This is a genomic window from Pseudomonas fitomaticsae (assembly GCF_021018765.1).
Classification (GTDB): domain Bacteria; phylum Pseudomonadota; class Gammaproteobacteria; order Pseudomonadales; family Pseudomonadaceae; genus Aquipseudomonas; species Aquipseudomonas fitomaticsae.
The window spans coordinates 5,840,232-5,866,663 of record NZ_CP075567.1; the positions used below are offsets into that span (position 1 = coordinate 5,840,232).

Annotated in this window: 24 protein-coding genes; 14 read left to right on the forward strand and 10 right to left on the reverse strand. The window is 62.1% G+C overall.

The genetic code is table 11. From position 1 onward, the window contains the following. Positions 1-31 precede the first annotated feature (31 nt). A complete protein-coding gene (locus KJY40_RS26475; RefSeq protein WP_230733680.1) occupies positions 32-1,525 on the reverse strand; it encodes an aldehyde dehydrogenase in 1,494 nt (497 codons plus the stop codon). 239 nt (positions 1,526-1,764) lie between these two features. On the opposite strand from KJY40_RS26475, the gene KJY40_RS26480 reads away from it, so the two are divergent. Continuing rightward, positions 1,765-2,679, forward strand: a complete 915-nt coding sequence (locus tag KJY40_RS26480; protein ID WP_007958716.1) for a LysR family transcriptional regulator — start codon at positions 1,765-1,767, stop codon at positions 2,677-2,679. Positions 2,680-2,682: 3 nt separating this feature from the next. On the opposite strand, the gene hrpB is transcribed toward KJY40_RS26480, so the two are convergent. After that, positions 2,683-5,202: an ATP-dependent helicase HrpB gene (gene hrpB, locus KJY40_RS26485; RefSeq protein WP_230733682.1), complete on the reverse strand. Its 2,520-nt coding sequence runs from the start codon at positions 5,200-5,202 to the stop codon at positions 2,683-2,685. A 108-nt stretch (positions 5,203-5,310) separates the two neighbouring features. On the opposite strand from hrpB, the gene KJY40_RS26490 reads away from it, so the two are divergent. Next, complete coding sequence (locus KJY40_RS26490; RefSeq protein ID WP_230733684.1) at positions 5,311-5,730, forward strand: polyribonucleotide nucleotidyltransferase; 420 nt, start codon at positions 5,311-5,313, stop codon at positions 5,728-5,730. Between the two features lie 15 nt (positions 5,731-5,745). Beyond that, positions 5,746-6,642, forward strand: coding sequence for a cation diffusion facilitator family transporter (locus KJY40_RS26495; RefSeq protein ID WP_230733686.1), 897 nt, complete (start codon positions 5,746-5,748; stop codon positions 6,640-6,642). On the opposite strand, the gene KJY40_RS26500 is transcribed toward KJY40_RS26495, so the two are convergent. Further along, positions 6,636-7,670: a DUF6515 family protein gene (locus tag KJY40_RS26500; RefSeq protein WP_230733688.1), complete on the reverse strand. Its 1,035-nt coding sequence runs from the start codon at positions 7,668-7,670 to the stop codon at positions 6,636-6,638. The genes KJY40_RS26495 and KJY40_RS26500 overlap by 7 nt on opposite strands. Positions 7,671-8,123: 453 nt before the next feature. Between KJY40_RS26500 and KJY40_RS26505 the strand changes: the two genes are divergently transcribed. Both KJY40_RS26505 and KJY40_RS26510 read left to right on the forward strand, forming a co-directional pair. Next, positions 8,124-8,603 carry an Lrp/AsnC family transcriptional regulator gene (locus KJY40_RS26505; protein ID WP_007909658.1) on the forward strand — a complete coding sequence of 160 codons (480 nt, stop codon included), beginning with the start codon at positions 8,124-8,126 and terminating at the stop codon, positions 8,601-8,603. 106 nt (positions 8,604-8,709) lie between these two features. Next, entirely contained in the window at positions 8,710-8,919 is a 210-nt protein-coding gene (locus KJY40_RS26510; RefSeq protein WP_003228500.1) for a DUF2788 domain-containing protein, read from the forward strand. Here the strand turns inward: KJY40_RS26510 and KJY40_RS26515 are convergent. The 4 genes from KJY40_RS26515 to KJY40_RS26530 all read right to left on the reverse strand — a co-directional run bounded on the left by KJY40_RS26515 (position 8,914) and on the right by KJY40_RS26530 (position 15,387). Beyond that, positions 8,914-9,549, reverse strand: a complete 636-nt coding sequence (locus KJY40_RS26515) for a pseudouridine synthase (RefSeq protein WP_230733691.1) — start codon at positions 9,547-9,549, stop codon at positions 8,914-8,916. The genes KJY40_RS26510 and KJY40_RS26515 overlap by 6 nt on opposite strands. Before the next feature lie 72 nt (positions 9,550-9,621). Beyond that, positions 9,622-11,121: an AMP nucleosidase gene (gene amn, locus KJY40_RS26520; RefSeq protein ID WP_162130486.1), complete on the reverse strand. Its 1,500-nt coding sequence runs from the start codon at positions 11,119-11,121 to the stop codon at positions 9,622-9,624. 172 nt (positions 11,122-11,293) lie between these two features. Continuing rightward, on the reverse strand, positions 11,294-12,943 hold the full coding sequence (locus KJY40_RS26525; protein ID WP_230733693.1) for an acyl-CoA dehydrogenase family protein: 1,650 nt from the start codon (positions 12,941-12,943) through the stop codon (positions 11,294-11,296). A 95-nt stretch (positions 12,944-13,038) separates the two neighbouring features. After that, the gene (locus tag KJY40_RS26530) at positions 13,039-15,387 is read right to left on the reverse strand and encodes a hybrid sensor histidine kinase/response regulator (protein ID WP_230733695.1); all 2,349 of its coding nucleotides are present in this window, start codon (positions 15,385-15,387) and stop codon (positions 13,039-13,041) included. 303 nt (positions 15,388-15,690) lie between these two features. Between KJY40_RS26530 and KJY40_RS26535 the strand changes: the two genes are divergently transcribed. From KJY40_RS26535 to KJY40_RS26550, 4 genes are all read left to right on the forward strand, one after another. Then, positions 15,691-16,488: a hydroxymethylpyrimidine/phosphomethylpyrimidine kinase gene (locus KJY40_RS26535; protein ID WP_230733697.1), complete on the forward strand. Its 798-nt coding sequence runs from the start codon at positions 15,691-15,693 to the stop codon at positions 16,486-16,488. Positions 16,489-16,512: 24 nt separating this feature from the next. Continuing rightward, positions 16,513-17,136 (forward strand): thiamine phosphate synthase, encoded by a 624-nt coding sequence (gene thiE, locus KJY40_RS26540; RefSeq protein ID WP_230733699.1) that lies wholly within the window; start codon positions 16,513-16,515, stop codon positions 17,134-17,136. 10 nt (positions 17,137-17,146) lie between these two features. Then, the gene (gene hemL, locus KJY40_RS26545; protein ID WP_230733701.1) at positions 17,147-18,430 is read left to right on the forward strand and encodes a glutamate-1-semialdehyde 2,1-aminomutase; all 1,284 of its coding nucleotides are present in this window, start codon (positions 17,147-17,149) and stop codon (positions 18,428-18,430) included. A 226-nt stretch (positions 18,431-18,656) separates the two neighbouring features. Then, on the forward strand, positions 18,657-19,211 hold the full coding sequence (locus KJY40_RS26550; protein ID WP_230733702.1) for a tetratricopeptide repeat protein: 555 nt from the start codon (positions 18,657-18,659) through the stop codon (positions 19,209-19,211). 111 nt (positions 19,212-19,322) lie between these two features. Here KJY40_RS26550 and KJY40_RS26555 read toward each other — a convergent pair whose 3' ends face one another. Continuing rightward, positions 19,323-19,652: a DUF1820 family protein gene (locus tag KJY40_RS26555; protein WP_007958692.1), complete on the reverse strand. Its 330-nt coding sequence runs from the start codon at positions 19,650-19,652 to the stop codon at positions 19,323-19,325. A gap of 132 nt (positions 19,653-19,784) precedes the next feature. Between KJY40_RS26555 and miaB the strand changes: the two genes are divergently transcribed. The 5 genes from miaB to lnt all read left to right on the forward strand — a co-directional run bounded on the left by miaB (position 19,785) and on the right by lnt (position 25,112). Further along, a complete protein-coding gene (gene miaB / locus KJY40_RS26560; protein ID WP_074691567.1) occupies positions 19,785-21,113 on the forward strand; it encodes a tRNA (N6-isopentenyl adenosine(37)-C2)-methylthiotransferase MiaB in 1,329 nt (442 codons plus the stop codon). A gap of 123 nt (positions 21,114-21,236) precedes the next feature. Continuing rightward, on the forward strand, positions 21,237-22,241 hold the full coding sequence (locus tag KJY40_RS26565) for a PhoH family protein (protein WP_085608754.1): 1,005 nt from the start codon (positions 21,237-21,239) through the stop codon (positions 22,239-22,241). Beyond that, positions 22,234-22,728 carry an rRNA maturation RNase YbeY gene (gene ybeY / locus KJY40_RS26570; protein ID WP_007958682.1) on the forward strand — a complete coding sequence of 165 codons (495 nt, stop codon included), beginning with the start codon at positions 22,234-22,236 and terminating at the stop codon, positions 22,726-22,728. The genes KJY40_RS26565 and ybeY overlap by 8 nt, the downstream gene beginning before the upstream one ends. A gap of 5 nt (positions 22,729-22,733) precedes the next feature. After that, positions 22,734-23,573, forward strand: a complete 840-nt coding sequence (locus KJY40_RS26575; RefSeq protein WP_007909641.1) for an HlyC/CorC family transporter — start codon at positions 22,734-22,736, stop codon at positions 23,571-23,573. Between the two features lie 15 nt (positions 23,574-23,588). Next, positions 23,589-25,112 (forward strand): apolipoprotein N-acyltransferase, encoded by a 1,524-nt coding sequence (gene lnt / locus KJY40_RS26580; RefSeq protein WP_230733703.1) that lies wholly within the window; start codon positions 23,589-23,591, stop codon positions 25,110-25,112. Positions 25,113-25,147: 35 nt separating this feature from the next. Here lnt and KJY40_RS26585 read toward each other — a convergent pair whose 3' ends face one another. Both KJY40_RS26585 and KJY40_RS26590 read right to left on the reverse strand, forming a co-directional pair. Beyond that, a complete protein-coding gene (locus KJY40_RS26585; protein WP_230733704.1) occupies positions 25,148-25,927 on the reverse strand; it encodes a YdcF family protein in 780 nt (259 codons plus the stop codon). Between the two features lie 105 nt (positions 25,928-26,032). Continuing rightward, the gene (locus KJY40_RS26590; RefSeq protein WP_230733705.1) at positions 26,033-26,356 is read right to left on the reverse strand and encodes a hypothetical protein; all 324 of its coding nucleotides are present in this window, start codon (positions 26,354-26,356) and stop codon (positions 26,033-26,035) included. Between the last annotated feature and the right edge of the window lie 76 nt (positions 26,357-26,432).

Consider the following 26,432-nt stretch of genomic DNA (forward strand, 5'->3'; position numbering starts at 1 on the left):
GCCGGATCTCCTTTCTTGTTGTGAGCGGCTGTCATGAGCGCAGTTGAAACCAGGTGGTTTTCAACTGGGTGTATTTGTCGAACGAGTGCAGTGACAGATCGCGGCCGAAACCGGATTGCTTGCCACCGCCGAACGGCACGGTCACGTCCAGCGCATCGACGCTGTTGACCGACACCGTACCGGCTCGCAATTGCCGCGCCACCCGGTGCGCGCGGTGCAGATCATCGGTCCACAGTGACGCCGCCAGACCGTAGACGCTGTCGTTGGCCAGTTGCAAGGCGTGGGCCTCGTCATCGAACGGAATTACCGCCAGCACCGGGCCGAACACTTCTTCGCGAAACAGGGTCATGTGCGGCTGCACGTCGGTGAAAATCGTTGGCTGAATGAAGTTGTCCGAACCGTTGAAACTCAGTTGCCGCCCGCCGCAGAAGCGGGTCGCGCCTTCGCGTTCGGCCTGATGGATGAAGCGCAGAATGCTTTCGGTCTGACGGGTGTCAACGATCGCCCCCGCCGCGCTCGCCGGGTCCAGCGGATCGCCCGGCTGCCAGCGTTCGGCCTGGGCCTTCAGACGCTCGACGAACTCGTCGTGAATCGAGCGCTCCACCAGCAACCGCGAGTTGGCCGAGCAGACTTCGCCCTGATTGAAGAAGATCCCGAACGCGGCTTTCTGCGCCGCCAGATCCAGATCCTTGCAGTCGGCGAACACCAGATTGGCGCTCTTGCCGCCGCACTCCAGCCACACCTGTTTGAGGTTCGACTGCGCGGAGTACTGCATGAAATATTTGCCGACCTGGGTCGAGCCGGTGAACACCAGACAATCGACATCCGGGTGTAGGCCCAAGGCTTTGCCGGCCTGTTCGCCAAGCCCCGGCAACACATTAAGCACGCCGGCCGGCAGCCCGGCTTCCAGCGCCAGCTCGGCCAGACGCAACGCGGAGAACGGTGATTGCTCGGCGGGTTTGAGAATGACCGAGTTACCCGCCGCCAGCGCCGGGGCGAGTTTCCACGCGGCCATGTCCAGCGGGAAATTCCAAGGCACCACGGCGGCGACCACGCCCAGCGCTTCGCGGGTGATGGTCGCCAGTACGTTCGAGGTGCTTGGCGCGACCTGATCGTAGAGTTTGTCGAGGCTTTCGGCGTACCAGCGGAACACCCCGGCGGCGCCCGGCACGTCGATGTTGTAAGCGTCCGTCACCGGTTTGCCCATGTTCAGCGACTCAAGCAGCGCCAGCTCTTCGCGATTGGCCAGGATCAGATCCGCCAGCCGCAGCAGCACTTGCTTGCGTTCGGTCGGTGAACGCCCGGCCCAGGTGCTGGCCTCGAACACCTGCCGCGCATTTTTCACCGCCGCATCGACGTCTTCTTCACCGCACGCAGCGACGTTTGCCAGCAACTGGCCAGTAGCCGGGTTGATCGCGGCAAAGGTCTGCCCCGACTGCGCCGCACGCAGTTTGCCGTCGATCACGGCCTGGTACGGATAGCTCAATTCAGCGGCCTTGCGCTGCCAGTCTGCAAGCTCGAACACGGTGGTTGCTCCTTGGACTTTTATTCTTTTGAGAACAGTGCGGGGTCGATAGTCGCTCAGGCCCGTGCGGGCTAAAACCAGTAAAAATGTCTTCGCAGACAATAAAAAAGGTAACCAGCCGATGGCCCCTTCGCGCGCGTATGGGGCTATTGTTCAGGGACAAAAAAACCGCCGACAGAACGGAGGCCGGCGGCTTACAAATTGCTTGGATGTGAAATCCGTTCGCTTTGAGGTTCACCGTGGCCGCTTACAACCTGCGTCAGTTGAAATACTTCATCACCACCGTCGAATGCGGCAGCGTCGCCGAAGCATCGCGCAAGCTGTACATCGCGCAACCGGCGATCTCCACGGCAATCAAAGGGCTGGAAGACAGCTTCGGCGTGCAACTGCTGATCCGCCATCACGCCCAGGGCGTGTCACTGACGCCCAGCGGCGCGCGGTTCTTCCGCAAGGCCCAGGAGCTGCTGCGCATGGCCAAGGAGTTCGAACAGAACGCCCTCGCCGACAACGACGTGGTGGCCGGGCAGATCGATATAGGCTGTTTTGAAACGGTCGCGCCGCTGTACCTGCCGCAACTGATTGCCGGCTTCTCGGCGCTGTATCCGGGGGTGAAGATCCGCATCCGCGACGGCGAACAACAGGAACTGGTGCAAGGCCTGACTTCGGGCACGTTCGATCTGGCAATCCTCTACAAGCACGATCTCGATGCCACCATCGAAACCGAACCCCTCATGCCGGCCCAACGGCCTTACGCCCTGCTCCCGGCCGATCACCGCTTCGCCCAGCTCAAGCAGGTTTCGCTGCGGGACTTGTGCCTGGAACCGATGATCCTGCTCGACGTGCAACCGAGCCGCACCTACTTCGTCAGCCTGTTCGAAGAACTCGGCCTGTCGCCACGCATCGAGTTCAGCTCACCCTCAATCGAAATGGTGCGCGGCATGGTCGGCCAGGGTTTCGGCTTCTCGATCCTGGTCACCCGCCCCCATTCGGAATGCACCTACGACGGCAAAAAAGTCGTGTGCGTCGACATCGTCGAAGACGTTACCGGTTCAGGACTGGTAGCAGCGTGGCTCAAACGCGGACAACTGACCAAACCGGCGCAGTTGTTTGCCGATTATTGTCGGGAGCAACTGACGGCGAAGGCCAGTCGCTGAGCCTCACGTACCGCGCGGTTTGGCTCGTGCGGTAGCTTCGGCCACCAGCGGATCATCCGGCCAGTAATGCTTCGGATAACGTCCCTTCAGATCCTTCTTCACTTCGGCATAAGTGCTGCGCCAGAAGTTGGCAAGATCTTGCGTCACCTGCACCGGACGCCGAGCGGGCGACAGCAGGTGCAACTTGACCACTTGCCGGCCGCCGGCGATGCGTGGTGTGTCGGCGAGGCCGAACAGCTCCTGCAAGCGCACGGCGAGAATTGGTGGCTGCTCGCTGTAGTCGAGGCGAATCGACGAGCCCGACGGCACGCTCAGGTGATGCGGGGCCTGTTCGTCGAGCTGTTGCGGCAGTGGCCATGGCAGCAGATTACGGACGATGCTCGACAGGTCGAGGTTGGCGAAATGGCTGAGGCGCGAGACTTTGCCCAGGTAAGGCATCAACCAGTCTTCGAGGGTTTTCAGCAGCGTGGCGTCGCTGACATCCGGCCATTGGCTGTCGCCCTTGGCGTCCAGATCGAGCTGGCGCAGTAACGCGACTCGCGCCTGCCACTGGCGCAGTTCCGGGGTCCAAGGCAGTAGCTCGAGACCTTTGCGCCGCACCAGATTGACCAGTGCCTGGCTGCGGGCGTTTTCATCGAGACCGGTCAGCGGCTCGCGGCTGAGGATCAGTTCGCCGACCTTGCGCTGACGCTCGGCGCGCAACACGCCTTCGCGTTCGTCCCAGTCCAGTTGATCGACGTTGTGCACCTGTTCGGCCAGCACCGAATCGAACAGCGCCGGATCGAAATCCGCCGCCAGATAAATCCGCTCTTCGCGCTGACCTTGGCGGCTGCCGAGGTCGGCGATCACGATCCACGGTTCCTTCATCAGGCTGTCGGCTTCGGCGAACAAGGCCGCTCGGCCGTTGGCCAGTCGATATTCGGCGCCACCGGCCCGTCGCTGCTGGGCGACGCGGTCCGGGTAGGCCAGTGCCAGCAAGGCGCCGAGCCAGCGCGGGTGATCCGGATCGGCGACCGGCTCGCTCGCTTTGCCGCGCAGGTAACCGCGATATTGCCGCGCCAGTTGCCGGGCGCGCTGCACGCCGCCCTGAGCACCGCGCGCCGCGCGTTCTTCGCCTGACAGCAGCACCAGACGACTGTGCAGATCCGCCCCCGCACCACGCAAAATGTCGCGCTCACCAAGTAACGCGGCGACGTCGCACGCCATGTTCGCCAGACCCAGTGCCTGACCGCGCAAAAGCAAATGAGCGATGCGCGGGTGCGCCGGCAATTCAGCCATGGCCTGACCGTGACGGTTGAGGGTTTCACCGTCCAGCGCACCGAGGCGCTGCAATAGATCCTGCGCCTGTGCATAAGCGGCGGCGGGCGGCACGTCCAGCCAGATCAGATCACTCGGCGCCACGCCCCAGCGCCCGAGTTGCAACGCCAGGCCAGCCAGATCCGCCGAAAGGATTTCCGCACTGCCATAAGCCGCGAGTTGTTCGTGCTGATCCTGCGACCACAGCCGATAACACACCCCCGGCTCCAGACGCCCGGCCCGGCCCGCGCGCTGGGTGGCACTGGCTTTGGAGATGCGTTGAGTATCGAGACGAGTCATGCCGCTGCCCGGATCGAAACGCGGCACCCGCGCCAGCCCGGCATCAATCACCACGCGCACGCCGTTGATGGTCAGGCTGGTCTCGGCGATGTTGGTGGCCAGCACCACTTTGCGCTGGCCTGCCGGGGCCGGGTCGATGGCGGCACGCTGGGCATTGAGGTCGAGTTCGCCGTGCAACGGGCAAAGCAACACGTCGCTGCGTTCACCGATGGCGTCCGCCAGTTGTTGATGAACACGGCGGATTTCCGCTCGCCCCGGCAGAAACACCAACAGGCTGCCGGTTTCATCGTGCAGGGCTTCGAGCACCGTTTGCGTGACGCGTTGATCGATGTATTCGCCGGGCTGGAACGGCCGGCCCCAGCGCATCGTCACCGGGAACATCCGGCCTTCGCTGCGCAGGATCGGTGCGTCGTCGAGCAACCCGGCCAGACGTTCGCCTTCGAGGGTGGCGGACATCAGCAGAATCTTCAGCGGTTGTTCAGCTCGAAACAGCTCGCGACCGTTCAGACTGAGGGCCAGCGCCAGATCGGCGTCGAGACTGCGTTCGTGAAATTCATCGAAGATCAGCAGACCCACGCCTTCCAGCGCCGGGTCGTCCTGCAAACGCCGGGTGAGGATGCCTTCGGTGACCACCTCGATGCGGGTGTTGGGGCCGACCTTGCTGTCGAGGCGGATGCGATAACCGACGGTTTCACCGACCTTCTCGCCCAGCTCACTGGCCAACCGTTCTGCGGCTGCGCGCGCGGCCAGCCGACGGGGTTCGAGCATGAGAATGGTCTGCCCGTTCAGCCACGCTTCATTGAGCAGGGCCAAGGGCACGCGGGTGGTTTTACCGGCGCCGGGCGGTGCTTCGAGCACGGCTTCGTGGCGTGTCGCCAACGCTTCACGCAGGGCGGGTAAAACTTCATCGATCGGCAAAGAAATCATGCTGGCTCCCAAACAGAGCGGCGAGTATAACGGCGAACTGCCAGGCGTTCGTCAGGGTCTTAACTTCACACGATGACGCTTCGTTAACAGATGACTCAGGAGATTCCCATGCGCTTACCTTCTCGCCTGATCGGCGGTGTACTGGTTGCCACCCTGCTCACCCAGATCACCGCGTGCGGTTCGATTTTCTATCCCGACCGGCGCGGCCAGATCGACGGCAAGATCGACCCGGCGATTGCCGTGCTCGATGCCGTGGGTCTGTTGTTCTATATCCTTCCCGGCGTGATCGCGTTTGCCGTGGACTTCGCCACCGGCGCGATCTACTTCGAACCGGGCCACACGGCGCAAGTCGATCCGGCCAAACTCAAGCAAGCCATCGGCCCGGACGGCCAGGTCGATAACCTCAAGTTGCAGGCTATTCTCGAAACCGAGCTGGGCCGCAATCTGCCGCTGGACGACCCGCGCCTGATCCAGCACAAGGGCAGCACCCAGCAACTGGCGATGTTCGGCCTGCAACCTGCCGCATAAGGAATTGACGCACCCATGACCACAAGCACCGAACACGCCCGCCTGCTGCGGCTGGCGACCCGCGCCTCGGTGGCGGTTGCCTGTACGCTGATCATCGCCAAAGCCATCGCCTGGTGGCTGAGCGGTTCGGTGAGCATGCTCGCCGGCCTCACCGACTCGGCCCTCGATGGCGTCACTTCGTTGCTCAATCTGCTGGCGGTGCATTACGCGCTGCGCCCGGCGGATGACGATCATCGTTATGGCCACGGCAAGGCCGAATCCCTGGCGGGCATGGCGCAGGCGCTGTTCATTGGCGGCAGTGCGGTGCTGATTGCATTTCAGGCTTATGAGCGCCTGAAGAATCCCGAGCCCCTCGGCGCGCCGTGGCTGAGCATTGGTGTGATCGTGTTTTCCCTGCTGCTGACTGTCGCACTGTTGATGCTGCAGCATCGGGTCATCAAGCAGACCGGCTCCAACGCCGTGCGGGCGGACTCGCTGCATTACCGTTCGGACCTGTTGCTCAACGGCAGCATTCTGATTGCGCTGGTGTTGGCCGGGCTGGGTTTCGAACAACTGGATGCGTGGTTTGGTCTGGGAATTGCGGCGTACATTTTGTGGAGCGCAATCCAGATCGCCCGGGAAAGTTTTTCGGTGCTGATGGATGAAGAGCTGCCGACGGATGTCAGTCAGCACATGCTCGAACTGGCGTGCGGTGTGCCGGGGGTATTGGGCGCGCATGATTTGCGCACGCGGATTTCCGGCAATCACTGGTTCGTGCAATTGCACCTGGAATTGCCGGGGGAACTGACGCTGTCAGTCGCCCATGGCATCAGCGATCAGGCGGCGGATGCGATTCACAAAGCCTACCCACGGGCCGAAGTGCTGGTGCACGCCGACCCGCAGGAAGTGGTCAAAGCCGCTCGGGCTCAGTAGTTGACCTGATAACCGCGACTGCTCAGGCAATTGCCCTGTGCCTGGCGGTAGGCCTGCACCACTTCGGGCGCCGGCTGGTAAGTCGCGGTGCGCGGGTTGAAGCCGCTTTGCTGCACCGCGTACTGATAGCACTCGTAACCATCGCGCTGAACCTGCTCCGGTGACTGACCGTTGGCCGGATACGCCTCCACGTCATAACCATTGCCGGTCGGCTGCGGTGGCTGCTGCACCGGCGGCTCGACCACCACGTAATCCTGCGTTGCTTCCTGATAGGCGTAGTACGAACCGGCGGCGAGGAACAGCAGCGAACCGCCGATCCACACCTCACGAGCGTAATCCGGCAGGTACTGGATGCGAATCCCGCGCGGCGGCTGGACCACGATGTAGCGCGGGCCTTGCGGGCGATACCAGTAGCCGCCGGAGTAGAAATAATCCTGGCCGCGATATGGCACGCGGTAATCGCGATCCGGGAAACGGTCGATCACATGACCCGGCCGGTATTGCGGACCGGGGCCCCAGCCGTTGCCACGCCCGTCGGGACGACCCGGCCAGCGGTTGTCGTTGGGGCGATTGCCGGTCTGCCAGTTCTGGTGATAGCCGTTCTGCGGACGCTCATCGCGGTAATAACCCTGACGGGGTTCCTGGGTCTGGCGCACGGTGTCGGGGCGCGGCTGGATCGGCAGGTCATTGGCCGGCAGTTGCGGCGGCGGTGGCGGCTGGCGTACCGGGTTGGGGTTGTAGGCCGGACGTGGCTGATTCTGGTTCTGCCACTGGCCGTGGTTCTGCTGACCGTTGTGCTCGAACTGGCGGCTATTGTCGCCACGAATGATGTCGTTGTTCTGCCGCTGCGGACTGTTTTGGCCACGCTGCTGATCACCGCCGCCATGCCCCTGATTGTTGCCCTGATGCTCCGGCCCGCGTCCGCCGCCGTCGGGGCCGCGATTCTGCGGCTCATCCGCCAGCGCTTGCGCACCGACACTCACACACAGCAAACCAACACTGGCCAGACGCCAGATGCGCGACTTCATGAAATTCCTCACTGCGGGCTAGAGCCTGTAATAGAAGGTCTTGTAGCTAAGACCGGGGACGTGCACACCGGGTTCTGCTACAGGTTATCAGTCACGTCATTTATTTATTGAGCGAGAAGGGCCAAATCGCGGGCAAGAAAAAAGGGAGACCCGTCGGCCTCCCTTCTAGAGAACTTCGTCCTGGCTCGACGCTTTTGACGTCGGCTCACCTCACGCCGTCTTCTGGACAGTGTGCAGCTCGGGGGCCGGCACAACCCCGGTGGGGGTGGCGGCCGCGGCAGGCCGGATTGGGCGGGCCGCGTGGACTGTGTTACCGAGCAGTGATTCTGGTGTTAAGAATAGGCCCGGAGCCGCGACAGATGATTGCGAAGATTGCTCAAATAAACATCACTTGCGCAATTTTTAACCCTGGATAGATAATCCGCCGCAATAGTTAAGACAAAGGATCGTTTGATGAGCAAACTCGACCGTTACGACCTCAGTATTTTGGCGGAATTGCAGCGCGACGCCCGCATCTCCAACCAGGAACTGGCCGAGCGCATCGGTCTGTCGCCCTCCCCGTGCTCGCGCCGGGTCAAGCAACTGGAGGACGACGGCTACATCTCCCGCCAGGTCGCCCTGCTCGATCGCAAGATGCTCGGCCTGAGCCTGACCGCCTACGTGCTGATCGGCATGGACCGGCACACGCCGGAGCGTTTCGAGAACTTCGAAGCGGCGATCCGTACCTTGCCGCAGGTGCTGGAATGCAGTCTGGTCACCGGGGTCGATGCCGACTATCAGCTGAAAGTGGTGGTGCCGGACATGGATCACTATCAGAAGCTGCTGCTGGGGCATCTGACCCGGATTGAAGGCGTGACCAGCGTGCGCTCGAGCTTTGTGCTGAATCAGGTGCTCAACAGCACCGAACTGCCGCTGACTCATCTGCGCAGCTGAAATCGACGAATGACTGCGGCACACCGACGCAGGTCAATGCTGCGTCGTTCGCCGCTGGCGTATACTCCCGGCCGCCCTTTCAGCCGCGCAGCGCCGGAGATGCCCGATGGATCCAGCAGTATTTGAAGAGTGGATGATGACCGGTCTGGTCAGCATCCTGATCATTTTCATGGGTTTCATCGTCTGGGATCTGGCGAAGAAGTCCAAGGCCGGACGCTTTGGCTCGTTCATTCTGTTCTTCGTGCTGGGCCTGGGCGTGGCCGCATTCATCATTAAGAGCGTGGTGATCGGCCTGATCGAATCCGGCGCCTTATAAGCGCGCCGGCACTTCCTTCCACTGGCCCTGATCGAGCCCTTCGATCGACCAGTCACCAATCCTGACCCGCACCAGCCGCAACGTCGGCAGCCCCACCGCCGCCGTCATCCGCCGCACCTGGCGGTTACGTCCTTCGCGAATCACCAGTTCCAGCCAGGTTGTCGGAATCGTTGCGCGAAAGCGTACCGGTGGATTGCGTGGCCACAGTTCGGGCTCGTCCAGTTGCCGCGCTTCGGCGGGCAAGGTCATGCCGTCATTCAATTCAACGCCGTCACGCAGGCGCTGCAACTGCTCGGCCGTCGGCACGCCTTCGACCTGTACCCAATAGGTTTTCGCCAGTTTGTGCTTCGGGTCGGCGATCCGCGCCTGCAACTGGCCGTCGTTGGTCAGCAGCAACAAACCTTCGCTGTCGCGGTCGAGCCTTCCGGCTGGGTAGATGCCCGGAACGTCGATGTAATCCTTGAGCGTCGCTCGTCCTTCGCCGTCGCTGAATTGCGTCAGCACATCGAACGGTTTGTTGAACAGGATCAGCTTCGGCTCGGCCGGCGGCGCCTTGGCGACACGGCGCGGGGCTGAAGAAGCGGGCTTCGCGCCGGGGCGGCGGGAAGGTGGACGTGGGGGACGGGACATAAGAGAGCAGACATTTAGCGATCAGGGCTGACAATGCTAGTGCCCCGACCGCCAAATGACCACGACAAACCGTTAGCGGAACGGCGGCTCGTCGAAGCTGCGCAGTTTGCGCGAGTGCAGCGAGTTGAGTTCGGTGCGCAGCAGATCCACTGCTTCGATGCCGATCTTCAAGTGCTGGCTGACCGCACGCTCGTAGAAGGCGTTGGCCGAACCCGGCAGCTTGATTTCACTGTGCAGCGGCTTGTCCGACACACACAACAACGTGCCATACGGCACCCGCAGGCGATACCCCTGGGCAGCGATGGTGCCGCTTTCCATGTCCACCGCCACGGCGCGGGACAGGTTGATCAGCGGTCGCTCCTGGGCCCAGCGCAATTCCCAGTTACGGTCGTCGTAGGTCAGCACGGTGCCGGTGCGCAGGCGCTTCTTCAGCTCTTCGCCCTTTTCGCCGGTGATGTTGGCCGCCGCTTGCTGCAACGCCAACTGCACTTCGGCCAGGGCCGGAATCGGAATGTTCGGCGGCACCACGCGGTCGAGAATTCCGTCGCGACGCATATAAGCGTGAGCCAGCACGTAGTCGCCGATGGTCTGCGACTGACGCAGGCCGCCACAGTGGCCGATCATCAGCCAGCAATGCGGGCGCAGCACGGCCAGGTGATCGGTGATGTTCTTGGCATTGGACGGGCCGACGCCGATATTCACCAGCGTCACGCCGTGGCCATCGCTGGCGATCAGGTGATAGGCCGGCATCTGGTAGCGGTGCCAGACCACACCGGCGGCAATCGCCGAGGCTTCGCCGTGGTCCATGCCCTTTTCGATGATCACGTTGCCCGGCAACACCATGCGTACAAAACGCGGGTCGCGGCGCAGTTGCTCCAGGCCATGGACGATGAACTGGTCGACATAACGGTGGTAGTTGGTCAGCAGAATCCACGGCTGCACATGGCGCCAGTCGCTGCCGGTGTAGTGCACCAGACGGCGCAGCGAAAAATCGACGCGGGCCGCATCGAACAGCGCCAATGGCAGCGGATCGGTGTTTTCCCAATCGTAGAGACCGTCGGCGATGCCATCAGTGGCGGCGGACAGGTCGGTACTCGGGAACACCCGCGCCAGCACCGCAGCGGTGACGCCGGAGCCGGCCAGTTCATCGCCCTGCTCGACCACGTACGGATAGGGAATGTTCTGCTCGCTGACACCCACTTCAACGGTCACGGTGAAGTCGTGCATCAGCGGCGTGAGCTGCTCCAGCAGGTATTTGCGAAACGCCGCCGGATGGGTGACGGTCACGCTGTAGGTGCCCGGCAACTGCACCTTGGCGTAAGCGCGGGTGGTCTGCGGGACTTCGCCCTGGCAGTGGTAGGTCAGACGCAGTTCGGGATAACGGAACAGGGCACGTTGCTCGGCGTCGGGCTCGACGCGATCCTTGAGATAACGCTTGAGCGCCGAGTTCAGCGCCGTGGTGGCCCGCTCATGCAGCTCGGCGAGACGATCCACGGCCTGTTCGGCGGTTTGAACGACAATAAACGCTTCGGTCACGATCAGCTTCCTGTGTTCTGACTTGCAGAGCTTCATCTTGCCTGCATCGTGGCGTCACGGAAACAGTGGCGTTGTGGCTATTCATCAATCTGACAGGTGTATGCGATCCCTGTGGGAGCGGGCTTGCCCGCGAAGGCGTCAGCACAGACAACATTGAAGTTGAATGTACCGGCCCCTTCGCGAGCAAGCCCGCTCCCACAAGGATGCTTCAGAAACCTTGCGGCGTAGAGCGAGCGACGATGGCTTCGACATCCAGCCCGCGCGGCAACGCGCCGTAGACCCGGCCGCCACCGCTCAGTCGACTGGCGATAAAAGCATCGCTGACCGCCGAATTCCCGGCCTCCAGCAGCAGCTTCGCCTGCAGTCCCAAAGCGATGTCTTCGGTCAGTTGCCGTGCGCGGTATTGAATGTCACTGGTGTCCTTGAACTGCGCCTGCAACTGCTGAATATGGGCCGCCAGTCGCTTGTCGCCATGACCGTCGCCCAACTCGCTGAACAACACATCGAGTACGCCCGGCTCTTTCGACAAGGCGCGCAGCACGTCGAGGCATTGCACGTTGCCGGAGCCTTCCCACGTCGAGTTCACCGGTGCTTCGCGGTACAGCCGCGGCAGGATGCTCTCCTCGACATAGCCAGCACCGCCCATGCATTCGGCGGCTTCGTTGATCATTCCCGGCGCGCGTTTGCAGATCCAGTATTTGCCCACCGCCGTCACCAGTCGGGCGAACTGCGCTTCATGGCGGTCATCGAGATGATCCAGCGCCTTGCCCATACGCAGGCTCAGAGCCAGCGCGGCTTCGCTTTCCAGCGCCAGATCGGCCAGCACGTTTTGCATCAGCGGTTGTTCGCTGAGCAGTTTGCCGCCGACCTTGCGATGAGCGCAGTGATGGCTGGCCTGGGTCAGTGCCTGACGCATCAGCGAGCTGGAACCGACCATGCAATCGAAACGGGTCATGGCCACCATCTCGATAATGGTCGGCACGCCGCGCCCTTCCTCACCGACCATCCACGCCAGAGCGCCTCGGAACTCCACCTCGCTGGAAGCGTTGGACTGGTTGCCGAGCTTGTTTTTCAGGCGCTGGATATAGAACTGATTGCGCGTGTCGTCCGGGCGATGGCGCGGCAGCAGGAAGCAGCTCAAACCCTTGTCGGTCTGCGCCAGCGTCAGGAACGCATCGCACATCGGCGCCGAGCAGAACCACTTGTGGCCCACCAGTTCATAGGCCTGGCCCGGGCCGCTGGCACCGACCGGATAAGCCTTGGTGGTGTTGGCACGGACGTCGGTGCCGCCCTGTTTCTCGGTCATCGCCATGCCGATGGTCACGCCAGCCTTGTGGGCCATGCCGACATTGCGCGGGTCGTATTCGGTGGCGAGGATTTTCGGCAGCCATTGTTCGGCCAGATTCGGCTGCAAACGCATCGCCGGCACACTGGCGAAAGTCATGGTCAACGGACAGCCACTGCCGGCTTCGGCCTGGCTGTGCAGATAGGTCATGGAAGCGCGGGCAACATGGGCGCCGTCCTGTGGATGAGCCCAGGGCAACGACGTCAGGCCGTGTTCAATGGCGGTGCGCATCAGCTCGTGATACGCCGGGTGAAATTCCACCAGATCGATGCGATGACCATAGCGGTCATGGCTGGCGAACACCGGTTTGTTTTGATTGGCGAGGAAACCGGCCTCCATCAGCGGCCCGCCGGCCAGCGCGCCGTAAGCGTCGATCCGCGACTCGGCCCAGCCGGCGCCGAACCGCCGCGACCACTCCTGTAACGGCAGGTCGATGCGGTACAGGTTGGTGCCGTCCAGCGACGGTGGCTGGTTGGTGACTTCGTGGGTTTCGGCGAACTGATGCAGGTTCATGACGGGGCTCCTTGATCGGCCAGAGCTTCAGTTAAGCACCGCCCCCGAACCGATCAAAGTGTCATATCGGCCTAAATACCGGCGCTTTCACCCTATCAGCAACTCAATACCCGCCGCTGCATCGCAACCTGCAAATCCTCGAACTTCACTGGTTTGCTCAGGTAATCGATCGAGCCACCCGACGCGCGATGCTCTCGATCCGCCCCCTGCGCGATCATGAACACCGGCAGATGGGCGCATCCCGGCAGGTCACGAATCTGGCAACACAGCGATGCCCCGTCGAGCGGTGGCAGCTGGCAGTCGATCAGCACGGCATCGAAGCGCTCACGCTGCAAACAGTCGAGCGCCGCCGCGCCGTTGTCGGCGGTGCGCACCCGGAAACCGAGCTTGAGCAACATGCCGCGCATCACCAGTTGGTTGACGCTGTTGTCGTCCACCAGCAGCACGGTGCAATCCTGCGGCGCGCGCACGGTGTCGCGGCTGAACGCGGGCACGGCTTCCGCTTCCGGCAACTCAAACTCGACATCCAGCTGAAAACGGCTGCCGCGCCCCGGCTCTGAACGGTGCGTGAGCTTGCCGCCGAGCAGTTCCACCAATTGACGGCAGATCGCCAGACCGACGCCCAGACCGCCGTATTCGCGGGTCATCGAACCGTCAAGCTGGAAGAACCGCTGGTACAGCGTCGCCTCGCCCAGATCGGTAAAACCGATGCCGGTGTCGATCACCGCGAAGGACAGCGCCAGGCGATTGTCTGTCGACGGTTTGCCCGTCACCCGCAATGCCAGACCGCCGACACGGGTGAACTTGATCGCGTTGTCCAGCAGACACTCAAGGCATTGCGCGAGTTTGGCGCTGTCGCCGTGCAGACGATCCGGCAGGGTCGGCAGCACGTCGACCTTGAAGTCCAGCGACTTGCTCGAAGCGTTGCCATCGAACTGAATCCGCAACGCCTCGATTACCCCGCGCAGACTGAAACTGCCCGGCGTCGCCTTGAGCTTGCCGGCCTGCAACTCGGTCAGGGTCAGGATGCCGTTGACCATGCGCATCATGTCTCGGGCCGAACCGGCGGCGGTCTGCTGGTATTGCTCCAGTTCCGGATCGAGCTCGACGGTCTGCATCAGCTCCAGCGAACCGATCACCCCGTTCATCGGCGTGCGCAGTTCGTGGGTCAGGGTCGCGAGGAATTCATCCTTGAGCTTGTTGCTGTGGGCCAGTTGCTGGTTCAGCACTTCGAGCTTCTGACCGGCGTCGAACAGGGTCTGTGCCTGTTGTTCGCGCATCGCGTTGATCCGGTCGGCCAGCGCCAGCGACAGCAGCGCCACTTCGATGGCCGAGCCGATCTGGCTGGCGTACATGGTCAGGAACACGTTCGGCAGCAAGCCCAGCACCATCATGGTGTTGACGATGCCGCCGATCAGGAACGCCGACCAGGCAATGATGAAATAGCGCGCCACCCGCAAGCCACGCCACCAGGCCAGGATCCCGGCGGCGAAGATCACCACGGTAAAGGTCAGCGCAAGGGTCGTCGCCAGACGCAGGGCCAGGCCATAACTGGTCATCAACGACAGGCCGATCACCACGGCGCCGAACGCGATCAGGGCCATCAACAAGCGATCGAGCCAGCGGCTGTGGTTCTTCGTCTGCAGGAAACTGCGGGCGAACTGGCTGCCGAACAGCCCCGCGCAACCGATGAAAAACGGCGTGGCGGCGTTGGCCCACCACGGGTTGTCCGGCCAGAAATACTCGACCGCCGCGCCATTGACCGACAACTGATAAAGGCCGAACGAGGCGATATAGAAGATGTAATAGAGGTAACTGGTGTCGCGCACGCTGAGGTAGATGAACAGGTTGTAGACCAGCATCCCCAGCAGCACGCCATAAATGATCCCCAGCACGTACAGGCGCACTGGCTGGTCTTCGAGGTACGCGGTGCTCGACCACAACGTCACCGGCGCCTGAATCGAGCCTTCGCTGGACAACCGCAGATAAACGGTTCGCTGTTGATCCGGCTTGAACGCCAGGTCGAACAGGTAATTATTCTGGCGGATCTCGCGACTGGCGAACGGCAAGGCGTCCCCGGTCTGCCGCACCAGACGGTAGTCGCCGGCGGCATCGGGCAGATACAGGTCGAGATGATCGAGGGGCGGATACGCCAGTTCCAGCAACCAGCTGCGCTGCGCCGACGGATTGGTCGGGCGGTAATGCAGGTCGATCTTCAGCCAGAACGCCGAGCGTGAATAACCGGCATTGAGCGTGGCTTTGTCATGGGGTTTGAAGTTTCCGGCGGCGGCTTGCGCACGGACGTCAGCAATGCTCGCCTGACCGCTCGGGTCTTCGAACACTTGCAGGGATCGACCCAGCGGGAGGCTCTGGGTGAACTCGTCGAACTCGACGGCGCTTGCCAGGAGGGGCAAGCAGAACAGCAACATCAACAAATAGCGCATTGAAGCCCCAGCGTGGCTTGGCCGGTTGTGTCAGGAAGCCCCCCATTCCCTTTGAGATGACGTAAAACCGGTATTACCTGTTATTGGTTTGGATCCACTCTAGCATAGCCGTTGATGGCCATTGAGCACCATGGAAATTTTTCCGAAGAAGGCTCTAGAACGGGCATTCCAGAGCAGAACACCGGGCTAGAGCTGTTTGCTCGGTCAAATTGTGACAAGCGCTGCGGATCCGCTACCCGTGTTATCGGCCGCGCGCTGCGCCACAACACCCGAAAAACAGGTTTGGTGGTAAGCTCGCGCACCATGAATATCTACAGCTCACGCCCCGTTGTCCTCTGTCTCTCCGGCCACGACCCCAGTGGTGGCGCCGGCCTGCAGGCAGATATCGAAGCCCTGCTCGCTCAGGGTTGCCATGCGGCTCCGGCCGTCACCGCCCTGACCGTGCAAGACACCGTCAACGTCACTGACTTTCGCGTCCTCGACCGTGAGTGGGTACTGGCCCAGGCCAATGCCGTGCTCAACGATTCCGAAGTCACGGCAGTGAAACTGGGCATGCTCGGTTCCCTGGAAATGGTCGACACCGTTGTCGAACTGCTTCAGGCGCACCCGCACTTGCCAGTGGTCTGCGACCCGGTGCTGCGCGCCGGCGGCGGCGGACGCCTGGGCAAGGACGAAGTCGGCTACGCCATGCGCGAACGCCTGCTGCCGCTGTCGATCATCGCCACCCCCAACCTTCCCGAAGCCCGGATCCTCGCCGAACTGCCGGAAGGCACCGCGGACGAGTGCGCTGAAAAACTGTTGCCGTACATCAAGAACCTGCTGATCACCGGCGGGCACGGCGACGAAACCGAAATCCACAACCGCCTGTACAGCCGCGACGGCCTGCGCGAAACCTTCAAGTGCCAGCGCCTGCCGGGCAGCTATCATGGTTCCGGCTGCACCCTGGCCAGCACGCTTGCCGGCCGCCTGGCACTGGGCGAAAACCTCGCCAGCGCGGTGCGTACTGCGCTGGATTACACCTGGCGCACCCTGCGCGATGCCGAACAGCTGGGCAAAGGCCAGTTCGTGCCGCGTCGCCTGCCGCTGGATTTCTGTTCCTGATGTTCCGAGCCTGAGGTCTGCGCGATGAAACTACGTGGCCTGTATGCCATCACCGACGGTCCGTTGCTGGCCGGGAAGTTTCTGTCCTATGTGGAGGCGGCGCTGGAAGGCGGCGTCACCCTGCTGCAATACCGCGACAAGAGCAGCGACGAAGCCCGCCGTCTGCGTGAGGCCGAAGCCCTGCGCGATCTGTGCGAACGCTACAAGTCGCAACTGATCATCAACGATGACGCCGAACTGGCCGCGCGCCTGAACGTCGGCGTGCACCTAGGCCAGACCGACGGCCCGCTGTCGCCGACCCGCGCCCTGCTCGGTTCCAAGGCGATCATCGGCTCGACCTGCCACGCGCAGCTTGAACTGGCCGAACAGGCCGCCAAAGAAGGTGCGAGCTATGTCGCCTTCGGTCGCTTCTTCAACTCCAACACCAAACCCGGTGCACCGAGTTGCAGCCTCGATCTGCTCGACGAGGCCAAACGCACCCTGCACCTGCCGATCTGCGCGATCGGCGGCATCACCCTCGACAACGCCGCGCCGCTGGTGGCCCACGGTGTCGATCTGCTGGCCGTGGTCCATGGCCTGTTCGGCGCCGACAGCACCGCCGAAGTGACCCGCCGCGCCCGCGCCTTCAATGAATTATTAAAAGTCTGAGAGCCCGATCATGTCTCGTTCCGAAACCCTGTTTGCCAACGCCCAGAAACACATTCCCGGTGGCGTGAACTCGCCGGTGCGCGCGTTCAAGAGCGTCGGCGGCACGCCGCTGTTCTTCAAGCACGCCGAAGGCGCCTACGTCACTGACGAAGACGACAAGCGTTATGTGGATTACGTCGGCTCGTGGGGTCCGATGATCCTCGGCCACAGCCATCCGGACGTGCTGGACGCGGTGCGCAACCAGTTGCAGCACGGTCTGTCCTATGGCGCGCCGACCGCGATGGAAACCGAGATGGCCGACCTGGTCTGCTCGCTGGTGCCGTCGATGGAGATGGTGCGCATGGTCAGCTCCGGTACCGAAGCGACCATGAGCGCGATCCGTCTGGCCCGTGGTTTCACCGGCCGCGACAGCATCATCAAGTTCGAAGGCTGCTACCACGGTCACTCCGACAGCCTGCTGGTCAAGGCCGGTTCCGGCGCACTGACCCAGGGCGTGCCAAGCTCGGCCGGCGTACCGGCAGCGTTCGCCAAACACACCCTGACCCTGCCGTTCAACGACATCGACGCCGTTGAAAAAATGCTCGCCGAAGTCGGCCAAGACGTCGCGTGCATCATCGTCGAGCCAGTGGCCGGCAACATGAACTGTGTACCGCCGGCGCCTGGTTTCCTCGAAGGCCTGCGCAGCCTGTGCGACAAGCACGGCGTGGTGCTGATTTTCGACGAAGTGATGACCGGTTTCCGCGTTGCCCTCGGCGGCGCCCAGGCCTACTACGGCGTGACCCCGGACCTGACCACCTTCGGCAAGATCATCGGCGGCGGCATGCCGGTCGGCTGCTTCGGCGGCAAGCGCTCGATCATGGAACGCATCGCACCACTGGGCCCGGTCTATCAGGCAGGCACTTTGTCGGGTAACCCGCTGGCGATGGCCGCCGGCCTGACCACCCTGCGCCTGATCAGCCGCCCGGGCTTCCACGCCGAACTGACCGACTACACCACGCGCCTGCTCGACGGCCTGCAACAGCGCGCTGATGCGGCGGGCATTCCGTTCGTGACCACCCAGGCGGGCGGCATGTTCGGTCTGTACTTCAGCGGTGCCGACGACATTGTTACTTTTGAAGACGTGATGGCCAGCGATGCAGCGCTGTTCGGCCGTTTCTTCCACCTGATGCTGGAAGGTGGCGTGTACCTGGCACCGAGCGCCTTCGAAGCCGGTTTCACTTCGATCGCCCATGGCGAAGCCGAGCTGAAACTCACCCTCGACGCCGCCGATCGCGCCTTCGCCAAGTTGAAGTAAAACGCCCCGCCGCTGACGTTGGCCATTGCCAGCGTCAGCGTTCTCCTACATCCGCACGCCTTTTCCGACACGCCTGCCAAAAATCTCCCATAAAGTGGGCGATATATTTCCCGCGCAGCAGAAAATCGAGTAAAGACTTTGTAAGGATGGCCCTGCTTATTTCATAATGCGCGCTTATTGGATCCCTCGACGGGTCCGCGCGCCCTTCAGAGGTAAGTCGATTCCCATGAACCGCACCGGCCGCACCCTTGCCTTGGGCTGCCTGTTGCTCCTTCAGCCGCTGCTCGCACATGCACAAGCAGGCGGCAACTCGTTGTTGATCCCGGCGATGGGTCGCTGCACCCTCAATACTCAGCCGCAAGATGTCACGCAGGCCCTCGCCGCCTGCCAAAAGGCAGCGGATGAGGGGGATGCGCAAGCGCAATACGAGTTGGGTGAGTTCTACTACGACGGCAAGAACGCGCCGCGCGACCTCAATCAAGCCCTGAGCTATTTCGAAAAGGCCTCGCTGCAAGGCCACGCCCAGGCGCAATTCAAGCTCGGCACCATGTTCTTCCACGGCGAAGGCGTGCAGGCTAACAACGTTCAGGCCTACATCGTGCTGAAGATGGCGGCGGTCAACGGTGCTGAAGAGGCATTGGACACGGCCGACGAAGTGGCCGAAAAAATGCCCCGCGAAGACCTGGAAACCGCGACCCAGGTGCTCGGGCAAATTTTCCGTAAATACCTGATGGAACTGCAGAGCGCCGACGGGCGTACGCCGTTCTCGCCCCTGCCCTGATTTCTCTATAGATTTTTCTGGCCTCTTCGCGAGCAAGCCCGCTCCCACATTGGAATGCATTCCCCTGTGGGAGCGGGCTTGCTCGCGAAAGAGACAACTCGGTCTTACGGCTTACTTCTCGGGCATCGGCACCGGAAACGGCATCACGTTACCAACACCGCCACGGGCCTCGCTGATCTTTGGCGTACCCAGACGTTCGACCTCGTCGATGCGCACGATCGAGTGCATCGGCACAAAGCTGCGCACCACGCCTTCGAACTGCGCCTTGAGCTTCTCTTCGCTCGGGTCGACGACCACTTGCGTGCGCTCGCCAAAGACGAACTCTTCCACTTCCAGGAAGCCCCACAGATCACTTTGATAGATCTGCTTGGCGTACATTTCGAACACCTGGCCCTGGTTGAGGAAAATCACCTTGTAGATTGGAGCTTCGCGTTTGGTCATGGCGGGCGGACGACATCAGGGTAAAAATGAGGGCGCAAACTATAGCATAGCCACCGGACGCGCAGCGGTAGGAACCTGGGGACATGTTCCCTATAATGCGCGGTTCTTTGAACCACGTGACGACCCTATTCCATGGCCAAGAAGCTTTACATCGAAACCCACGGTTGCCAGATGAACGAGTACGACAGCTCGCGCATGGTCGATCTGCTGGGCGAACACCAGGCCCTGGAAGTCACGGCGCGCGCCGAAGATGCCGACGTGATCCTGCTCAACACCTGCTCGATCCGCGAACGCGCCCAGGACCGGGTGTATTCCCAGCTCGGCCGCTGGCGCGAACTGAAACTGGCCAACCCGGACATGGTGATCGCCGTCGGCGGTTGCGTGGCCAGCCAGGAAGGCGCGGCGATCCGTGATCGCGCCCCGTACGTCGACGTGGTATTCGGCCCGCAGACCCTGCACCGTCTGCCGGAAATGATCGACGCCGCGCGCATCAGCAAGCTGCCGCAAGTCGACGTCTCGTTCCCGGAAATCGAAAAATTCGACCACCTGCCCGAGCCGCGCATCGACGGCCCGAGCGCCTACGTGTCGGTGATGGAAGGCTGCAGCAAGTACTGCACGTTTTGTGTGGTGCCTTACACCCGCGGCGAAGAGGTCAGCCGGCCGTTCGACGACGTGATCGCCGAAATCATTCACTTGGCCGAACACGGCGTGCGTGAAGTGACCCTGCTGGGGCAGAACGTCAACGGTTATCGCGGCCTGACCCACGACGGTCGCCTGGCGGACCTGGCCGAACTGATCCGCGTGGTCGCAGCGGTCGATGGCATTGACCGCATCCGCTACACCACTTCGCACCCGCTGGAGTTCTCCGACAGCCTGATCCAGGCCCACGCCGAAGTGCCGGAACTGGTCAAGCACCTGCACCTGCCGGTGCAGTCGGGTTCGGACCGGATCCTGGCCGCCATGAAGCGCAACCACACGGCGCTGGAGTACAAATCCAAGCTGCGCAAACTGCGCGCCGCCGTACCGGGCATCTGCATCAGCTCGGACTTCATCGTCGGCTTCCCGGGGGAAACCGAGAAAGATTTCGAACAGACCATGAAGCTGATTGCCGATGTCGGTTTCGACTTTTCCTACTCGTTCGTCTACAGCCAGCGCCCGGGCACTCCGGCCGCCGATCTGGCCGACGACACCCCGGAAGAACTGAAGAAAGAACGCCTGAACGCCTTGCAGCACCGTTTGAATCAGCAAGGGTTCGAGATCAGCCGACAAATGGTCGGTTCGGTCCAGCGGATTCTGGTGACCGATTATTCGAAGAAAGACCCGGGCGAGCTGCAAGGGCGGACCGAGAATAACCGTATCGTCAACTTCCGCTGCGATAATCCGACCCTGATCGGCCAGTTCGCCGACGTCCACATCGACGCGGCGCAACCGCACTCGCTGCGCGGCTCGCTGATCCAATAACACCGCAAGGAGACCCCGCCAGACGGCTGAATCGATGCAAGGCTTTTTAAGAGCTTTCGCACCCAGGCCGCTGGCGTTATCCTTGATTTCATCCTAATTGCCCCAGGGCGGCTAAATACGACCTTGAACGCACCCATCGAACCACATCGTTTCATCCTCGAGCCTTTTGAGGCTCGCCGCTTCGCCAATCTGTGCGGGCAGTTCGACGAGCACCTGCGCCTGATCGAACAGCGCCTGGCCATCGAGATCCGCAACCGCGGCAATCAGTTCGAACTGATCGGCGAACCCAAGCACACCACTTCCGCGGAAAACCTTATTCGCCGCCTGTACCGGGAAACCAAGGGTTCAGAGCTGTCGCCGGATACGGTTCACCTGTTCCTCCAGGAATCGGCCGTCGAGCAGCTGGACAATCACGCCCCCGCCGAAGCCTCCGTCGCCCTGCGCACCAAAAAAGGCATGATTCGCCCACGCGGCTTGAATCAGCTGCGCTACGTGAAGGAAATCCTCGGCAACGACATCAACTTCGGCATCGGCCCGGCCGGTACCGGCAAGACCTATCTGGCTGTCGCCTGTGCGGTGGATGCGCTGGAACGTGAACAGATCCGTCGCATCCTGCTGGTGCGTCCGGCGGTCGAAGCGGGTGAAAAACTCGGCTTCCTGCCCGGCGACCTGTCGCAAAAGATCGACCCGTACCTGCGCCCGCTCTACGACGCGCTCTACGAAATGCTCGGCTTCGAATACGTAGCCAAACTGATCGAGCGTCAGGTGATCGAAGTCGCGCCGCTGGCCTATATGCGCGGTCGTACGCTGAACAACAGCTTCATCATTCTCGATGAAAGCCAGAACACCACCGTCGAGCAGATGAAGATGTTCCTGACCCGGATCGGTTTCGGCTCGACGGCCGTGATCACCGGCGATATCACCCAGGTCGACCTGCCGCGCGGCACCAAGTCCGGACTTCATCACGTCATCGAAGTCCTGAAGGATGTGCCGGGCATCAGCTTCACCCACTTCCAGCCCAAAGACGTGGTGCGCCATCCGTTGGTGCAACGCATCGTCGAAGCTTACGAGCGCTTCGAGACGCGTGTCGCTGATGAAGCGCCAAAGGACACTCGCCACGATGCTTGAGCTTGACCTGCAAATCGCGACCGAAGCGTCTGCGCCGACTGAAGCCGAGTTCCGCCAATGGTGCGAACTGGCCCTGCGCCAGCGCACCGCCGACTCGGAAATGACCATTCGTCTGGTCGACGAGGAAGAAGGCCGCGAACTGAATCACACCTGGCGCCACAAGGATTACGCGACCAACGTCCTGTCCTTTCCCGCCGAAGTGCCCGACGAGTTTCTCGACATTCCATTGCTGGGCGATCTGGTGATCTGCGTGGCGGTGGTCGAGCGCGAAGCCGCCGAGCAAGGCAAGGAACTGAAGGCCCATTGGGCACATCTGGTCATTCACGGCTGCTTGCATCTGCTGGGTTACGACCATATAGATGACGAGGAAGCCGAGGAAATGGAAGCACTGGAACGCGAGTTGCTTGCCGAATTGGGTTATCCCGATCCGTACGCGGACGACGAAACCGAAACATCCCCTACTGTTACAACAAAGGATTCAGAGTAATCGCTATGAGCGAAGATCGATCGAGCAACGGGCAAAAGTCATGGCTGGGCAAACTGACCCAGGCTTTTGCCCACGAGCCGAAGAACCGCCAGGAGCTGCTTGAGCTGCTGCGCGATGCACATCAGAACAAACTGCTGGACAGCGAAGCGCTGGCCATCGTCGAAGGCGCCATCCAGGTGGCTGACCTGCAGGTTCGCGACATCATGGTGCCGCGCTCGCAGATGATCAGCATCAAGGCGACCCAGACACCCCGCGAATTCCTCCCTGCCGTGGTCGACTCGGCCCACTCGCGCTACCCGGTCATCGGCGAAAGCCATGACGACGTGATGGGCGTGCTGCTGGCCAAGGATCTGTTGCCGCTGATCCTCAAGGAGAACGGCGACAGCTTCAACATCAAGGACCTGCTGCGCCCGGCCACCTTCGTGCCGGAGTCCAAGCGCCTGAACGTGTTGCTGCGTGAATTCCGCGCCAACCACAACCACATGGCCATCGTCATCGACGAATACGGCGGCGTGGCCGGTCTGGTGACCATCGAAGACGTGCTCGAGCAAATTGTCGGCGACATCGAAGACGAGCACGACGTCGAAGAAGACAGCTACATCAAGCCGCTGCCCAGCGGTGATTTCCTGATCAAGGCCCTGACGCCGATCGAGAACTTCAACGAGTTCTTCGACAGCGAATTCTCCGACGACGAGTTCGACACCGTCGGCGGGCTGGTGATGAGCGCGTTCGGGCACTTGCCAAAACGCAACGAAATCACTGAAATCGGCGCCTATCGTTTCCGCATCCTGAATGCCGACAGCCGTCGGATTCACTTGCTGCGACTGACGCCAATCGCCCGGTAATAAATAAGGACTGAAATGCGCTGGACAACCCGCCCCGGCTGGCCCGGTAACCTGCTGGCCGTGGCGGCCGGTGCAATCACCACCTTCGCTCTGGCACCGTTCGATCTCTGGCCGCTGGCCCTGCTGGCGGTCGGCCTGTTCTATGCCGGCCTGCGCGAGCTGAGCCCGCGTCAGGCATTGGGTCGTGGCTGGTGCTTCGGTTTCGGCCTGTTCGGCGCCGGCACCAGCTGGATCTATTACAGCATCCACCATTTCGGCGGTGCTTCGGTGCTGCTGGCCGGTTTCCTGATGCTGATCTTCACGGCGGCCATTGCCTGGTTCTTCGCCCTGCCTGCCTGGCTGTGGGCACGCTGGTTGCGGCGTAACGAAGCGCCGGTGGCCGACGCCTTGGCGTTTGCGGCGTTATGGGTAGGCCAGGAAGCGTTTCGTGGCTGGTTCCTCACCGGTTTCCCCTGGCTGTATTCCGGTTACAGCCAGCTCGACGGTCCGCTGGCCGGGCTCGCGCCAGTAGGCGGCATGTGGCTGGTGTCGTTCGTCCTGGCGCTGACCGCTGCACTGATCTACAACGCACCGCGACTGCTGCAAACCCGCCGCAAAGCCTTCATCGCTGCCGGCCTGGTATTGCTGATCGGGCCATGGGCGGCGGGCATTGCGCTCAAGGGCCATGCCTGGACCAGCCCGGCGGGTGCACCGCTGACCGTTGCCGCGATTCAGGGCAACGTCGCGCAAAGCATGAAATGGGACCCGGCCGAACTCAATGCGCAACTGGCGCTGTACCGCGACCTGAGTTTCCGTTCGAAACCGGCAGACCTGCTGATCTGGCCGGAAACCGCAGTCCCGGTGCTCAAGGAGTCCGCCGAGGGCTATCTGAGCATGATGGGCAACTTCGCGGCCGAGCGTAAATCGGCGCTGATCACCGGCGTGCCGATCCGCGAAATGGTCCGTCATGAAAAACGCTTCTTCAACGGCATCACCGTCGTCGGCGAAGGCGATGGCACTTATCTGAAACAGAAGCTGGTGCCGTTCGGCGAATACGTACCGTTGCAGGACATCCTGCGCGGGTTGATCGCGTTCTTCGACCTGCCGATGTCCGACTTCGCCCGCGGCCCTGCCGATCAGGCCTTGTTGCAGGCCAAGGGATATCAGATCGCGCCGTTTATCTGCTACGAAGTGGTCTACCCGGAGTTCGCCGCTGGTCTGGCGGCACGCAGCGATCTGCTGCTGACGATCAGCAACGACACCTGGTTCGGTACGTCCATTGGCCCGCTGCAGCACCTGCAAATGGCGCAGATGCGTGCGCTTGAAGCCGGGCGCTGGATGATTCGCGCGACCAACAACGGCGTGACCGGGCTGATCAACCCGTTCGGGCAGATCACCGAGCGCATTCCGCAGTTCGAACAGGGCGTGCTGTACGGCGAAGTGGTGCCGATGCACAACCTGACGCCGTATCTGCAATGGCGCTCGTGGCCGCTGATCATCCTGTGCGTGGTGCTGTTCGGCTGGGCGCTGATGACCAACCGGATGTCCAAGACTCTCTGAAGAGCCGCTCACTCCCGCGTACTGCGCGGGAGTAATCAATCGTCGCTGTCATCCCCTCGATAGAACAGCGAATAACCGATTTGCCCCACCGCCTCGTTCATCAACTGCCCGCTCTGCCAGATCGACTTGAATTCCGGCAGCCAGCCGCCAAACGGACGGGCATTGTCCGTGCCGAGGAAACCGACCGGCGCCGGCACCACTTCAAATCCGGCCTGTTGATAACTCCACACCGCTCGCGGCATGTGCCAGGCCTGGGTCACCAGCACGATGCGTTTGACGCCTTCCGGCAACAGCACTTTGGCGCTGAATTCGGCGTTTTCCCACGTGGTGCGGCTCTCTCCTTCCTGCCAGCGCACCGTCACACCGAAATCATCACGCAACGAGTCGGCCATCAGTTTGGCTTCAGTCGGCGGCGTACCGTAATGCAGACCACCGCTGGTCAGAATCGGCAATCCCGAGGCCTTGGCCAGTCGCGCTGCATAGCGCTGTCGCTCCAGCCCTACGCCGGTCGGTTGATCTTCACCCCAGGCCAGGTCGCCACGCTCGCGACCGGAGCCCAGCACCACAATCGCATCGGCGCGCTGCGCAAGGCTTGTCCAGGCTTCCCGTGCCAGCGGCGGTTCCCGCTCCAGAGCCTTGGCGCCCCACTGCACGACCACCGGCAAGCTCATCAGCCAGAACCCGCCAAAACCCAGGGCAAAACACAGCCCGGCCAGCCGTGGTCGCGAACGACGCAGCCACCAGGCCGCCAGCAACAGCAGCAAAAGAAGGCCGGGCGGCAACAGAAGTTGTTTGATGAAATAACGAAAAGGCATCGAGCATCTCCAGAGATGCCCGAAGCCTAAGTGGGTTGATACAGCGCGACAACCAGTAGGGTCGGATCCCGTTGAAAAAGATCCGTTTTTTGACCTGCCATGCGTTTACTTGGCCTGCAGCGTCCGAACCTTGACGGAATCTCTGCCGGGCGCCTTGTCCTTGAGCCAGATGACCTTGGCCGTATGGGCTGCATCGAGTTGTTTCACTGCTTGTGACAGGTATCCGTGGGTTTCACGCTCACTGCGATCCAGATAGGCCTTGACCAGTTTGAACTCGGCGGGACTCAAGCCACGCAATTCCAGCTCCAGGGGGCGCTCGTCGCGCAGCCTTCCAGCGGTTTTTGCCGCGTCCAGGGCCATACCCAGACGATCGATCAACCGCTCGTACAACTCGGGTTTGGTAACGTTTTTTTGCTGTGACTCCACCATCCCTCACCTCATTGAAGATAAGACTCACTCCCCAGTTAGAGCTTAGCTTCGCTGCACAAACCGGCTGCACGCCGCG

Excerpts from the sequence above, each read along its gene's own strand:
- KJY40_RS26495 (WP_230733686.1), top strand. The coding sequence starts at position 5,746 with ATGACCACAAGCACCGAACACGCCCGCCTGCTGCGGCTGGCGACCCGC.
- lnt (WP_230733703.1), top strand. The coding sequence starts at position 23,589 with ATGCGCTGGACAACCCGCCCCGGCTGGCCCGGTAACCTGCTGGCCGTG.
- KJY40_RS26555 (WP_007958692.1), bottom strand. The coding sequence starts at position 19,652 with ATGACCAAACGCGAAGCTCCAATCTACAAGGTGATTTTCCTCAACCAG.
- KJY40_RS26535 (WP_230733697.1), top strand. The coding sequence starts at position 15,691 with ATGAATATCTACAGCTCACGCCCCGTTGTCCTCTGTCTCTCCGGCCAC.
- KJY40_RS26585 (WP_230733704.1), bottom strand. The coding sequence starts at position 25,927 with ATGCCTTTTCGTTATTTCATCAAACAACTTCTGTTGCCGCCCGGCCTT.
- KJY40_RS26510 (WP_003228500.1), top strand. The coding sequence starts at position 8,710 with ATGGATCCAGCAGTATTTGAAGAGTGGATGATGACCGGTCTGGTCAGC.
- KJY40_RS26505 (WP_007909658.1), top strand. The coding sequence starts at position 8,124 with ATGAGCAAACTCGACCGTTACGACCTCAGTATTTTGGCGGAATTGCAG.
- KJY40_RS26550 (WP_230733702.1), top strand. The coding sequence starts at position 18,657 with ATGAACCGCACCGGCCGCACCCTTGCCTTGGGCTGCCTGTTGCTCCTT.
- KJY40_RS26525 (WP_230733693.1), bottom strand. The coding sequence starts at position 12,943 with ATGAACCTGCATCAGTTCGCCGAAACCCACGAAGTCACCAACCAGCCA.
- KJY40_RS26500 (WP_230733688.1), bottom strand. The coding sequence starts at position 7,670 with ATGAAGTCGCGCATCTGGCGTCTGGCCAGTGTTGGTTTGCTGTGTGTG.
- KJY40_RS26590 (WP_230733705.1), bottom strand. The coding sequence starts at position 26,356 with ATGGTGGAGTCACAGCAAAAAAACGTTACCAAACCCGAGTTGTACGAG.
- thiE (WP_230733699.1), top strand. The coding sequence starts at position 16,513 with ATGAAACTACGTGGCCTGTATGCCATCACCGACGGTCCGTTGCTGGCC.
- KJY40_RS26490 (WP_230733684.1), top strand. The coding sequence starts at position 5,311 with ATGCGCTTACCTTCTCGCCTGATCGGCGGTGTACTGGTTGCCACCCTG.
- KJY40_RS26575 (WP_007909641.1), top strand. The coding sequence starts at position 22,734 with ATGAGCGAAGATCGATCGAGCAACGGGCAAAAGTCATGGCTGGGCAAA.
- KJY40_RS26515 (WP_230733691.1), bottom strand. The coding sequence starts at position 9,549 with ATGTCCCGTCCCCCACGTCCACCTTCCCGCCGCCCCGGCGCGAAGCCC.
- amn (WP_162130486.1), bottom strand. The coding sequence starts at position 11,121 with ATGAAGCTCTGCAAGTCAGAACACAGGAAGCTGATCGTGACCGAAGCG.
- ybeY (WP_007958682.1), top strand. The coding sequence starts at position 22,234 with ATGCTTGAGCTTGACCTGCAAATCGCGACCGAAGCGTCTGCGCCGACT.
- miaB (WP_074691567.1), top strand. The coding sequence starts at position 19,785 with ATGGCCAAGAAGCTTTACATCGAAACCCACGGTTGCCAGATGAACGAG.
- hemL (WP_230733701.1), top strand. The coding sequence starts at position 17,147 with ATGTCTCGTTCCGAAACCCTGTTTGCCAACGCCCAGAAACACATTCCC.
- KJY40_RS26530 (WP_230733695.1), bottom strand. The coding sequence starts at position 15,387 with ATGCGCTATTTGTTGATGTTGCTGTTCTGCTTGCCCCTCCTGGCAAGC.
- hrpB (WP_230733682.1), bottom strand. The coding sequence starts at position 5,202 with ATGATTTCTTTGCCGATCGATGAAGTTTTACCCGCCCTGCGTGAAGCG.